The sequence below is a fragment of the Catenibacterium sp. genome, assembly GCF_052354645.1.
Classification (GTDB): Bacteria; Bacillota_I; Bacilli_A; order Erysipelotrichales; family Coprobacillaceae; genus Catenibacterium; species Catenibacterium mitsuoka_A.
Map to the genome: position 1 here is coordinate 1 of NZ_DAWDDM010000024.1, position 13,719 is coordinate 13,719.

Sequence of the window (13,719 nt, forward strand, 5' to 3'; positions counted from 1 at the left end):
TAGCTAATACTCGTGGCTACGAAATTATTGCGATAGAAACTGACAAAGACCATATGCCTTTCTTATTAAGTTACGATACAGCAGATCGAGTTTGCGATATTGTCAAAATTGTAAAGCAGGAAACAACATACCACTTATGGCAAAAGATAGTACGGTCTTATTTAAACAGTATTCGAAGAAAAAAACATTTTGGTCAGATGGTTATTTTGCTTGCAGCATTGGAGAAGTCTCATCAGCAACTAAACAAAAATATATTGAAAGTCAGGGATAATAAATACGATTTACGAGGTTCCTCCCACCACCTATTGGCAGTGGGTTTCCGCCTATGACAAACGAAAGGATTTATTTATGAAACAATGAAAAGAAAAAGAAGATAGAGGGGGTTCTATCTTCTTTCAAACAACTTATGCTTCTCTAGCTATAAATCCATTATCATAGTCAATGACTACATGACTGTTGGCATGGATTGTACCTTTGATTATTTCTCTTGCAAGCATTGTTTCAATATGTGACTGAATATAACGCTTGATTGGACGTGCACCAAATGTGGCATCAAATGCATCTTGTGCAATTCTGTTTTCAGCTGCATCAGTGACTTCTAGAGTAATCTTCTTCTCTTCTAGACGACCTTCAAGTTCATGAATAAACTTATCAATAATCTTATAAACAACACTTGAATCAAGTGAGTTGAACATAACGATTTCATCAATACGGTTTAAGAATTCAGGTTTGAAGTGCATCTTTAATTCATTATCTACTTCTTTACGTGTTTCTTCATTGTTACCCTGTAACAAGTACTGAGAACCAATATTAGAAGTCATAATGATAATTGTATTCTTGAAGCTGACTACATTACCCTTAGAATCTGTTAAACGACCATCATCTAGAATCTGTAATAAGATATTGAAGACATCTGGATGAGCTTTTTCAATTTCATCTAATAAGACAATACTATATGGAGCACGTCTCACAGCTTCAGTTAACTGTCCACCTTCTTCATAACCTACATATCCTGGAGGAGCACCTAATAAACGAGAGACACTATATTTCTCCATATATTCACTCATATCGATACGTACGATATTCTTTTCACTATCAAAGAGCTGTTCAGCAAGTGTCTTAGCCACTTCTGTTTTACCTACACCAGTAGGACCTAGGAATAAGAATGAACCAATTGGTCTATTCTCATCATTGATACCAGCACGGCTTCTTAGTATTGCATCAGTGACTTTAGTGATGGCTTCATCCTGACCAATAACTCTTTTCTTCATAATATCTTCAAGATGTAATAGTTTTTCTTTTTCTGATTCCATTAGCTTAGAAACTGGAATATTAGTCCATCTAGAGATAACTTCAGAAATAGTATCTACAGTGACTTTTTCCTGTAATAAAGCATCATCATTTTCTTTAGCCTGATATTCTTCTATTTCTTTATTAATAGCAGGAATAGTCTGATATTTAATTTTAGAGGCTTCTTCTAGGTTACCCTGAGATTCAAACTGTGCCATCTGTGTTTCTAAACGTACTTTTTGGTTCTTTAAATCCTTGATATGATCCACCTGAGACTTTTCTGATTTCCATTGTTCAGTTAATCCAGCGATTTTTTCATTTAAAGAAGCAATTTTTTCTTTGATTTCTTCTAGTCTCTTTTCGTTATCTTCAGTTGAATCTTCTTTTTCAATAGAGATTCTTTCCATTTCTAGACGATTCTTATCACGAGTAATTGTATCTAGTTCTTCAGGCATAGAATCAATTTCCATACGTACTGAAGCACATGCTTCATCAATAAGGTCAATTGCCTTATCTGGTAAGAAACGATCTGTAATATATCGATCACTCATATGAGCCGCTGCGATAATTGCACTATCTTGGATCTGAACACCATGATGAGATTCAAATGGTTCCTTTAAACCTCTTAGAATCGCAATTGTATCATCAATATCAGGTTCTTGTACCAATACCTTCTGGAAACGTCTTTCTAAGGCTGCATCCTTTTCAATATACTGACGATATTCATCCAATGTTGTTGCACCAATACAATGTAATTCACCACGTGCTAACATTGGTTTTAATAAGTTGGCCGCATCCATAGCACCATCTGTCTTACCTGCACCTACTAACTGATGGATTTCATCAATAAACATAATGATTTGTCCTTCAGATTTCTTGATTTCATTTAAGACAGCTTTCAATCTTTCTTCAAATTCACCACGATATTTAGCACCTGCCACAAGTGAACCTAAATCAAGTTCAAATAAAGTTTTATCTTTTAATGTTTCAGGTACATCGTTCTTAACTATACGCCAAGCAAGTCCTTCTACAATCGCAGTTTTACCTACACCTGGTTCACCAATCAAAATTGGGTTATTCTTTGTTTTACGTGATAAAATCTGAATAACACGTCTAATTTCTTCATCACGACCAATAACTGGATCAATCTTGCCATCTTTTACATCCTTGACAAGATCACGTCCATATTTTTCTAATACTTCATAATTATTTTCTGGGTTTGGAGTATCCACTTTATGTCCTCCTCTCATTTCCTTAATTACTTTTTCAACTTCTTTTTTATTTAAATTATAACGAGATACAAAGTTTTTAATAAAGGTGCTTTGCGTATTAAATAATGCAATAATAAGATGTTCTACACTCATATAGTCATCTTTATATTCTGTCTTAATTCTTTCAGCATTCGCAATCCAGCTATTGAGATCATAGCTTAAACGAAGCTGATCCTGAGTCACCTGCCCAACGCTAGGCTTCTTATTAATCTCCGCATTTAATAAATCCTGTACTTCTGGAATAGAGATATTAAGTTTTGTCAGTACTCTATAGAAAATACCAGAACTATCTTCTAATAATGCATACATGAGATGTTCAACATCAACAATCTGTTGATTAAGAGCTAACGCATTCTGAGCTGCACGTCCAAATGCTTCCTGCATTGCTTCTGTCCATTTTTCACCATTCATCGCAATCACTCCTTTAGCACTCTTCTTTCTCTTGTGCTAATGCTAGTATATCACTTTTTTTAGCACTGTCAATAGATGTGTGCTAATTATTTCATGAAGATTTTGTGAAGGCTACGAGCTATGTAAAATGATAAAAATAAAAGCCTTGCAAGTCCACTTGCAAAGGCGTCTATTTCTGATATTTTATCTAAAGATATGGCAATTCCCCGCCTCAATATAAATATAGACGGCGAGGGCTGAAATCCGATAATGCATTTGATTGAGAAAAAGCGGAGTAAGATACGATATAATACATATAGAAAATTTTTAAATACATGTACAGGCATCCTATAAGCTACGATTTCAAATACAGAGTATTAAGTCGTAGTACACAATAACGGCTTCAAGAGGCATTATTGCTTCCCGAAGCCGTTATTAATCCAATCATTGGTTTTATATTATCTGCTTATTTTTCAATATCTTCCATAGAAATCAGTTCCTGTGATACATCCAGTTGGGAGAAACGAAGACCATGATCCTCGTACTCAAATTCTCCTCTCTGATTATCAATCGGATCGATGCGAAGCCATTTTTTCTCCGGCATGAATTCTTTTTGGATTTCAGAGTTAGCTGGCATACGGAAAATGTCGAGATTACCAAAGTAATAATTCCAACGTACTTTGTCTCCTTCACGCCATGCACTTCCACCAAAGGAAGGGTCTGCAAATACCCATCCATACGGTGCTACATAGAACTGTGCCCAATCATGGCATCCTGTATAATACTTCGTCACATACAAACCTGACTGCCAGCGTGCTGGAATTCCAGACATGCGGCAAAGTGTGATAAACAGTAATGCCTGAACACCACAATCACCTTTCAGATTAATTGCACAGTATTCTGGAATACATTCAATTGTAAAATACTCTCTCATGAAAGAATACATAACTTTTGTTGTCACAAAATCATAGAATCGACGCGCCAAAATAATTGGATTTGCCTCATCTCCTGCAAGCTCATCTCTTAGTTCTCTTAAGTAAGGAGTGAATACAATATGTGGTGTCTGCTCTTCCAGACAGAAATCTGGCTGTTCTTCAGATACCTTGACAGGATCTAACTCTACATAATTCACATGATAATCAAATGAATAATCAACCATAAACTCCTGATTCTCTTTCAGTTCAGTCTCAAAATATACTGTTCTCTGTGGTGCATCAAAAGGTGCTACATATGTAATCTCTGGATTAGATGCATGAATTTCTACATTAGAAACCTGTTCGTATACCTTTGGAATCGGAAGATGTACACGAACCTTGCGTCCTATCTCTTCGAATTCTTTCTTAGCTTTTATTGTTGAACGTATACGAGTGTGTACAGTTCTTCCTCCATGTTCTTTCATATAATGTATATTATCATTAAGTAGATTCTGATTTATATGATTTTGCTTTTCATCCTCTGGATTTTCTGTAATGACACGCTTTGCGTAATCTGGACGAGTCTTAATTAAATTTTCATAGAATCGACGTTGGAAATGTACCTCACCATCAATATAAATCCAATCTGCTGCACTGATTTCTTTCAGATGATCTAACTCTTCTTTTTTGAAATCACGAAGATGACTCGTCATAATCTCCAATGCTTCATCATAAGTAAAAGGATACTCATTACCACCCATAACACCAATGACTTCCTGTTCGATTTCCAGACGTTTTCTAAGCGCCTGTGGAATATCCTTTTCTTCCAGAAAATAACGAATCATTTTCTGGGTTCCAGCATAATCACCATAAATTTTTAATTTCAGAACGTCCTCTGGAAGCGGAACATTCATAAAAGATAAATCCTGATACATGAGTCATACCACCTCGTATACTAATTTATATTACTGTTCGTTTTCAAAACCAATGAACTACCTCGACTTGAATGGCATATCTGTCAATGTAAAAACTGCCTCCATATTTGCATGAGTGATATTGCTTGCTGCTAAGTAATCCCCAAATCACTTTCAGTCCATAATTTATTCTTGAAGTCACTAAAATCAATATCATGCTCAAAGCAGAATAATCCTATTCCTCACCTACTGACAATTGAGTATGATACACATAATGCTTTCGCAAAATCCGTCTGACTCATAAGCTTTGTTTTCGAACTTCTTTTATATATTTCAAAAAACTCATCTGCAATCTTTTTTTCAAAATATAGTAAAATTATAGCATGTATGAAAAAAACTCGCTGTATTTTATAATACATTTTTTCGTTCTCCAATGATATCCTGTAGAAACATCATCTATTACCTTGTTACGATGTTAAGTGCACATGATAGGCTGATAATTCAACAAGACCACTGAATGGTTATTATCATCTAATTGCTTAGTATCTATTACCTTATTTTTGATTATATAATACTGTTTGACAACAAAGGAAAAATAAAATGCCGTGTTTACAACATATTAAAGTTTCATTTTCTCCAACAAAAAAGAACCTATTTAGATTCTCCTTTATTCATCATTGAACGTATCTTCTGCATACGTTCATCTAGTTTAGCACTTTCTACTGAACAGTCATAAAGTTCCTGAGCAATAAGCTTTGCTTCATCTTCAGGAATATTCTTCTTATAGCGTAATTTATGTTCCAAGCTTGCCCAGAAATCCATCGCAATAGTACGAAGCTGTACTTCTACATAAACATACTTCTTTGTCTTCTGCAAGAAGATTGGTACCTGCACAATTAAGTGTAAACTACGATAACCACTAGGTTTAGGATTTTTAATATAATCCTTCATTTCAATCAAAGTAATATCATCCTGTCTTAAGAAGCTATCTGCAAGTTCATATATGTCTTCAGGAAATGAACAAACAACTCTGACTCCTGCAATATCTCTTATATTTTCTTCTAATGATTCCATAGTCATTGGAATATTCTTGCGTCTTACTTTTCTTGCAATACTATCATATGATTTAATACGTGACTTGATGCTTTCAATGGGATTACCATCATATTCTAAAGAATATTCCTGATCTAATACTCTGAATTTTGTTTCTATCTCCATTACTGCACAACGATAATAGGACATTAAAAGATCAAATGGTTTTTTATTCTTATCTAATAAATCTAAGAACTCATCAGAAAGAATACTCTGTTTCATAAATTCTTCTCTTTTTTGTTCAATGATTTTAAATCCACTTCTTTTTATATCTTCTAGATTTCTCATATATTCATCCTTCTTTCAATCTATTTCATTATAATCTATTTCTATGAAAAAAAGAACTGAGAAACCTCAGTTCATTTGTTCAAGTGCTTTAGTAAATTGTTTTCTAAACAATAATACTGTAAATGTGATTGCAAGAATATCTGCCACCGGTTCAGCCAAATAAACAGCTGTTGTCTTATCTACAAGTAATGCTGGCATAATATAAATAAGTGGAATTAAAAGAATAAATTTTCTAGTAACTGCCACAATAACTGATGCTTTCGCATTACCTAAAGCCACAAATGTCATCTGACAGGCAATCTGTATTCCAAAGAGTCCTACGACTGCCATATAGATTCTAAGTGCTTGAGTGGTAAAGAGTGAGAGTTCTTGTGCATTTGTAAAGAGTCCTACAAACATCTGTGGGAAGATCTGAATAAGAAGCCAGATACATATTGAGAATACTAGACTGACTTTTAATAATAATTTAAATGTCTTTCGAACACGTTCTTTATTCTTAGCCCCATAGTTGTAGCTGATAATAGGCTGTGCCCCCTGTCCTAATCCCTGTAAAGGAAGCATCGCAAACTGCATAACACTAGTCAATATAGTCATTGCCCCTACTGCTATATCTCCCCCATATTTTAATAAAGAAGAATTGAAGCAGACCTGGATGACACTCTCACTTGATTGCATCACAAAAGTAGAAAGACCTAAAGCGAGACAAGGTAAGATGACTGAGTGATCTAAGGATAAGTTTTTCTTTTTTATTTTAAGTTTTGTCTTTTTGCCAAATAAGAAGCGAAGAACATAGAGACATGAGCATCCCTGTGAGATGATTGTCGCAAGAGCCGCTCCTTTGACACCTAAATTGAATCCAAAAATAAGAATAGGATCTAAGATAACATTACATAATGCGCCAATGACAACTGAAATCATTCCGTTTTTCGCAAATCCCTGGGCTGTAATAAACATATTCATTCCCAATGTTAATTGGACAAATAGTGTCCCCATTGCATAGATATTCATATAGTCCACGGCATAGGTAATTGTATTACTGCTTGCACCAAAAGCAAGTAAGAAGGTACGATTTCCAAAGAATAGAATAAGTGTAAGTACTATAGAAACGATAATCTGCGTAATAAAACAATTACCTAATATCTTTTCAGCATAATTATTATTACCCTGACCCATATAAATAGACGCACGTGGTGCACCACCATTACCAACCAAAGAGGCAAAGGCTGTCACAATCATAATTAACGGCATACAGACACCAACACCTGTTAAGGCAAGAGCACCCGTTTGAGGAATATGACCTATAAACATACGGTCTACAATGTTGTAAAGCATGTTGATTAATTGCGCAATGACTGTTGGTAAGGCGAGTTGTCTGAGTAATTTACCTACTGGTTCAGTCGCAAGAAAATCCTTATTCTCCATATGTACCTCCTATTCTTTGTGATTCAATGAATATTAAATCTTCACTATTTTCAATTGTTAGAATACCATGACATTGATTAGAGATACATAGTGGATCATGTGGTTCTAATATATAACCATCAAGGGGATAATCACAATTCTTTAATGTGAGAGTACAAGTCTTTTCAGTAAAGCATGAGAAATACTTATATTCCCTGCAATCTATTTGATGCTTACCTTTGGGCAAGAGGTATATTCTATTTATATCATCATATAAAGTGATTTTAATATCTGGATGTTGTTTGAGATAGATAAGTACACCTAAAAAATGATCAATACGACCACCAATAACACCATAAAGGTCTATTTCATCATAACCTCTATTGAGTGCTTCACTAATGGCAAGTTCTGTATCTGTTTCATCCTTATGAGTAGGAAAAGTAAGTACTTCTAATCCTTCTAAGTATTCTTTATGTTGTAAAGAATCAAAGTCTCCAATAGCACATAATGGTTTAATTGATTGACGATGTAGATGTTCTAAACCACCATCAACTGCAATATAAGGGATGTCTTTATTAAAGACATCCCCATTATTCATGCTTGCATATAAGCCTATTTTCATTTGAGTGAGTCAATAGCTTCCTGTCTATTTTCTGCTTTGAAGACATAGCTTCCAGCCACTAGAACATCTGCCCCAGCCCCACGGCATAGGTTGGCTGTATTCTCATTGATACCACCATCTACTTCAATGAGGTAGCGTCTACCATTTCTGATTTCTTTAAGTTCAGTAATCTTATCTAAAGCTGCAGGATTGAATGACTGCCCACCAAATCCTGGTTCAACACTCATGACAAGAACCATATCTAAATCATCTAAGAATGGTTTGATTGCTTCTACATCAGTACCTGGTTTAATAGAGATTGATGCAAGACATCCTGCATCATGAATACGTTGAATAAGTACACGTGCTTCCTGCACACTTGATACAGCTTCAATATGGAATGTAATGAGGTCTGCACCTGCATTGATGAATTCATCTAAGTACTGACCTGGATCAGTGATCATTAAATGTACATCAATGAATAAATCAGTCACAGCACGTAAGTTACTAAGAATGCTGTAACCAAATGAAATATTAGGGACAAAGTGTCCATCCATAACATCATAATGAATCCATGATTTTCCTCCATCATAGATTGTATCAATATCTTCTTTAAGATGCGCAAAATCTGCGGATAATACTGAAGGTGCAATTTTAACCATATCGTTTATCTTTCCTTTCTTTAACCTGCTTTAATAACTGCAGGTAATCAACATATCTTGTTTCATCAATTTCTCCTGCTTCTACTGCTTCTTTAACAGCACAATGTGGTTCACTATCATGAAGACATCCTCTAAACTTACAATGATGTGACAGTTCTCTAAAATCATGATAAGTGACTGCAAGTTCTACAGGATCCATTTTAAGTTCTAATGATGAAAAACCTGGAGTATCTGCAATATAGCCACCATACATAGGAATAAGTTCAACATGTCTTGTAGTATGTTTTCCTCTTCCTAATGCTTGAGAAATTTCATTTGTTTCAATATTAAGTTCAATGTTTAAGGCGTTGAGAAGACTTGATTTACCTACCCCACTCTGCCCTGTAACGACTGTTACACGGTTTTTAAGGATTGGTTTAATCTCTTCGATGCCTTCATTTTCTTTACTTGATACAAAGTAAAGATCATAAGCATTGTACTTCTTTTGTATTACAGGAATAAGTTCTCTATTAAGATCTATCTTTGTGATAATGATGATTGGTTTAATCTTCTCATATTCAACCATCGCGAGAAATTGATCTAGAAGCATCTGATCAAAATCTGGCTGGGCAATAGAGAATACAAGAAGTGCCTGATCTACATTACAGATAGGAGGTCTTTCTAATTGGTTATATCTTTTTTCTAGTGTAAGGATATAACCAGAACCATCTTTTTCTTCCTGAAAGGTACAGAAGTCTCCTACGAGAGGCTTCTGACCTCTATTTCTAAATTTACCACGTGCCCTGCAGCTGACAACCTTCTCGCCTGTATCGACATAGTAGAATCCTGCAAGGACTTTTATAATCTGACCTTTAGGCATATAGTCTCCTATCTTATTGTCCAGGTGTTGTAGGTGTTGTTGTTGTTTCATCATCATCGTCATTTTCTGGTAAGTCAGGTTGTGTTGGTGTTTGTGGTGTAGTAGCAGGTTTCTTATCATAATAATATAAGATAATCTCAGTCCTTTTACTATTTACCTGAGTATATGGTGCAACTGACTGTTTTACAACTGTATTAATAGACATTGAGTTAATTGTTGCAGTATCTGTAGGTGATGGTAATACAGATAGTTTCACATTAGTAAAGCCCTGACTTTCTAATGTAGATTTCGCTGCATTGATATCCTGACCATATAATGATGGAACAGTAATGCTGACACCTTTAGATACTGTCAAAGTGATGATTTTGCCTTTTTCATTCGGATCCTGTTTTTCACCTTCAGAAATAGACTGTCCAATAACAACACCTTCTTTATAATCATCATCAGACTTTTCATACTTTCTAACCTTATAGCCAAGCTTTGTTAATTCATTATAAGCTGAACTGTAAGAGGTACCTGTATAGTCCTTCATGACAATATATTTACCCTTAGAGATAGTAAATGTTACTGTATCTCCTTCATTGATAGTATGTCCTGCTTCAGGATCTGTCGCAATAACAAGTCCTTTTTCATACTTATCACTGAGTTCATAATCAACATCATCAGATACCTTATAACCTTTATCAATTAATAAGGCTTTGGCTTCTTTTTCAGTCTTACCAACTAGATCCATCATTGTACCATCTTGATTACCACCAAATAAGAAGAATTCTGCTACAATCGCAAGACATACGATAACTGCCCCAATGGCCACACCTATCGCAATTCTTTTTTTCTTATCCATTGGCTCTTTTATCTTTTCTTCTTCTGGTTCAATTTCTTCTATTTCTGTTTTTGTTTCTTCAAGATCTAAAGGTGCTGTTTTAGTAAAGAACTGAGAATCAGTCGCAATGATTGTTGGATCATTATTCACTTGATCAAAGCTTAATTTAGGTTCATCTAAACGTTCTAAGCAAGTTTCTAAATCATCTAACATATCGTCAGCACACTGATAACGATTGTTTGTATTCTTTGCAGTCGCTTTAATAATAATATTTTCTACTGACTGAGGAATCGCTGGATTATACTCACGTACTGATGGTATTTCATCACGCATATGTTTCAAAGCGATATTGACTGGAGATTCTCCATTAAAAGGAACATCTCCTCTTAATAATTCATAAAATACAACACCTAATGCATAAATATCACTTTGTGGTGTCGCTTTTTCACCTCTTGCGATTTCTGGTGCAAGATAATGAAGTGACCCCATGATTGTATCTGTCTGAGTCACCTGTGATAAAGACTGGATAGAGGCAATCCCAAAATCCGCAATCTTTACTATACCAGAATCAGTGACAAGAATATTCTGAGGCTTTAAGTCACGATGAACAATACCCATAGAATGGGCAAGTGCAGTGGCTGATACAACCTGCTTCATAATGTCTACCGCTTCTACATAATGAAGTGCACCACGCTTATTAATTAATTCTTTTAAAGTCTGACCACGTACATATTCCATGACAATATAGTAAAGATCATCTTCTTCACCTACATCATAGATTTCTACAATATTACGATGACATAATGCAGCTGCTGCACGTGCTTCACGATGGAAACGCGTAATATAAATAGGATCTCCCGTCAAGGAAGAACGAAGTATTTTTACAGCCACTTCTCTTTTTAATATATCATCATATGCAAGATAGACATCTGCCATACCGCCTTGGCCAATTAATTCTTTTAATTCATAACGGTCAGCAAGAATACGTCCTTTTTCACTCATCTTATGATTCTCCCTTCTCAATTAGTAAAACACCAATATTATCTAATCCACCAAATTCATTGGCTGATTGAATGAGTCTTTCTGTTTTATGATTGACTGATTCATCTTCTTTTAAGATATCTTCAATCTGTTGAGATGAGAGTGAATTATATAATCCATCTGAACAGAGCAATATTGCACGATAATCTTCTTCAATCTTATAAAAAGAAATACGTAAAGCTTCTTTAATACCAATTGCCTGCACTAATACATTTCTTTTAGGATGATGAGAGGCTTCTTCTTGATTAATTATACCTCTTTTAAGTAACTCATTCACAAAAGTATCATCTGTCGTGATTTGTTTTAAAGTATCACTATATAAATAAGCTCTACTATCTCCTACATGAGAAATATAGGTATTCTTTCCATCCATATAACAGATGACAATTGTCGTACCCATACCAGCATATTCTCTATGCATATCACTTTCTTTATTTAATAAATCATTTGCAGTTAATAATAAAGAAGAGATCCAGGCATGAATAGATTCATCATCAATAAAAGGTGAATGATCAAAGAAATGTTCAATAATATAATTACTTACAAGAGTACTTGCAACATCACCTGCAAGATGACCACCCATTCCATCACATAATACACCAACGATTTCATGGTCTTTGATTTTATAAACTGCTCTATCTTGATTGACTGATCTTTTTGTTCCGATATCAGTCATCGCGGAGATAACCATATTATGCCCCTTTCTCTCTTTTTGCACGTAACTGTCCACATGCACCATCAATATCACGGCCATGTTCTTTTCTTAATGTACAATTAATATGTAAACGAATAAGTTCATCCTTAAATGCAGTAATTGTATGACCTAAAGACTGCTTATAGCCGTGTTCATCAACAGGGTTATAAGGAATCAAGTTCACATAAACATTTAATCCACGAAGATAATGGGCTAACTGACGCGCATATTTGATATCATCATTGACATCCTTCAATAAAATATATTCAAGAGTAACACGGCGGTTTGTACGTTCAATATATGTTTTGATGGCATCTCTTAAGTCATCCATATTGTAACGTTTGTTGACTGGCATGAGTTCATTACGAATTTCATCATTAGGTGCATGTAAGCTAATAGCTAAGTTAACCTGGATTGGTTCATGAGAGAAGCGTTCAATTCCAGGAATTAAACCACATGTAGAAATAGTAAGGTGTCTTGCACCAATCGCTAGGCCATGAGGTTCATTGACTGTATAAATGAAGTTCATTACTTCATCATAGTTATCAAATGGTTCACCTGTACCCATCACAACTACATGAGTCACTCTTTCCTTTAAATCATTCATAACAGTCAAGACCTGTTTCACAATTTCACCACTTGTTAAGTTACGCTGTTTCTTTAATAATCCAGATGCACAAAACGAGCAGCCCATATTACAGCCTAACTGGCTTGTAACACATAATGAACGACCATAAGTCTGAATCATTAATACTGTTTCAATGAGTCCTCCATCTTCTAATTCTAGAAGATATTTAGTTGTTCCATCACGAGCAACCTGTTTTTCTTTAATAGTTAAAAGTGCATCACTGAAATGATTAGAAAGTGTTTCTTGAAGTTCTTTAGAAAGATTTGTCATCTGATGAAAATCATAGACATTCTTTACATAAATCCATTCATAGATCTGCTTTGCACGGAATGGTTTTTGTCCAAGTGCTTTTAGTTCTTCTTTTAATTGTTCGAGTGTTAAGTCATAAATTGATTTCATCATACATCCTTTTCTAACAGACACATATAAAAGCCATCACTATGATATTCATATGGAAGTATAGTACGTTCTTCTACCACATGCATATCGGGATGCTTCTTTATGAATTTTTCAATCTGTTTTTCGTTTTCTTTTTTATTTATAGTGCACGTACTATACACTATATTACCACCTTTTATACATAAAGAATATGCATTTTCTAGTAATTTTGCTTGAATAGGAATGATTTCATCCATTGCACTAGAGTCATGGTACTTTATTTCAGGCTTTCTAGAGAGTACACCGAGTCCTGAACAAGGTCCATCTAGAAGTATTTTTGTATACTGTTTATTAAATATTGAGAGGTCTGTACTGTCTCCTGTATGCACATGAATATTCGTTAATCCAAGTCTTTGGGCATTGTCTTTAATAAGCTTTGCTTTATGAGGATAAAGGTCATAGACATCCAGGGT

At 34.8% G+C, this 13,719-nt stretch carries 10 protein-coding genes and 2 pseudogenes; 1 reads left to right on the forward strand and 11 read right to left on the reverse strand.

Translation table 11 applies throughout. From position 1 onward, the window contains the following. Window positions 1-271: pseudogene (gene tnpA / locus ACT8VG_RS02070) on the forward strand (IS200/IS605 family transposase); the annotation flags it as partial. A 133-nt stretch (window positions 272-404) separates the two neighbouring features. On the opposite strand, the gene clpB reads toward tnpA, so the two are convergent. The 11 genes and pseudogenes from clpB to ACT8VG_RS02125 form a co-directional block, all read right to left on the reverse strand. Beyond that, a complete protein-coding gene (gene clpB, locus ACT8VG_RS02075; protein ID WP_195921203.1) occupies window positions 405-2,972 on the reverse strand; it encodes an ATP-dependent chaperone ClpB in 2,568 nt (855 codons plus the stop codon). A 445-nt stretch (window positions 2,973-3,417) separates the two neighbouring features. After that, entirely contained in the window at window positions 3,418-4,800 is a 1,383-nt protein-coding gene (locus ACT8VG_RS02080) for a transglutaminase-like domain-containing protein (RefSeq protein ID WP_444195098.1), read from the reverse strand. Between the two features lie 630 nt (window positions 4,801-5,430). Further along, window positions 5,431-6,159, reverse strand: coding sequence for a GTP pyrophosphokinase (locus ACT8VG_RS02085; protein WP_022424689.1), 729 nt, complete (start codon window positions 6,157-6,159; stop codon window positions 5,431-5,433). A gap of 66 nt (window positions 6,160-6,225) precedes the next feature. Continuing rightward, window positions 6,226-7,581 carry an MATE family efflux transporter gene (locus ACT8VG_RS02090; RefSeq protein ID WP_217106294.1) on the reverse strand — a complete coding sequence of 452 codons (1,356 nt, stop codon included), beginning with the start codon at window positions 7,579-7,581 and terminating at the stop codon, window positions 6,226-6,228. Further along, entirely contained in the window at window positions 7,571-8,182 is a 612-nt protein-coding gene (locus ACT8VG_RS02095; protein ID WP_117459340.1) for a thiamine diphosphokinase, read from the reverse strand. Before ACT8VG_RS02095 ends, ACT8VG_RS02090 begins: the two co-directional genes overlap by 11 nt. Beyond that, window positions 8,179-8,823: a ribulose-phosphate 3-epimerase gene (gene rpe, locus ACT8VG_RS02100; RefSeq protein ID WP_117459341.1), complete on the reverse strand. Its 645-nt coding sequence runs from the start codon at window positions 8,821-8,823 to the stop codon at window positions 8,179-8,181. Before rpe ends, ACT8VG_RS02095 begins: the two co-directional genes overlap by 4 nt. Continuing rightward, entirely contained in the window at window positions 8,816-9,682 is an 867-nt protein-coding gene (gene rsgA, locus ACT8VG_RS02105; RefSeq protein ID WP_217106295.1) for a ribosome small subunit-dependent GTPase A, read from the reverse strand. Before rsgA ends, rpe begins: the two co-directional genes overlap by 8 nt. Window positions 9,683-9,695: 13 nt before the next feature. Beyond that, window positions 9,696-11,507 (reverse strand): Stk1 family PASTA domain-containing Ser/Thr kinase, encoded by a 1,812-nt coding sequence (pknB, locus tag ACT8VG_RS02110; RefSeq protein WP_444195099.1) that lies wholly within the window; start codon window positions 11,505-11,507, stop codon window positions 9,696-9,698. A gap of 1 nt (window position 11,508) precedes the next feature. After that, window positions 11,509-12,222: a Stp1/IreP family PP2C-type Ser/Thr phosphatase gene (locus tag ACT8VG_RS02115; protein ID WP_158547332.1), complete on the reverse strand. Its 714-nt coding sequence runs from the start codon at window positions 12,220-12,222 to the stop codon at window positions 11,509-11,511. Between the two features lie 16 nt (window positions 12,223-12,238). Further along, window positions 12,239-13,267: a 23S rRNA (adenine(2503)-C(2))-methyltransferase RlmN gene (rlmN, locus tag ACT8VG_RS02120; protein ID WP_217106311.1), complete on the reverse strand. Its 1,029-nt coding sequence runs from the start codon at window positions 13,265-13,267 to the stop codon at window positions 12,239-12,241. Further along, window positions 13,267-13,719 (reverse strand): annotated as a pseudogene (locus ACT8VG_RS02125) (16S rRNA (cytosine(967)-C(5))-methyltransferase RsmB); the annotation flags it as partial. The gene rlmN and the pseudogene ACT8VG_RS02125, both read right to left, overlap by 1 nt.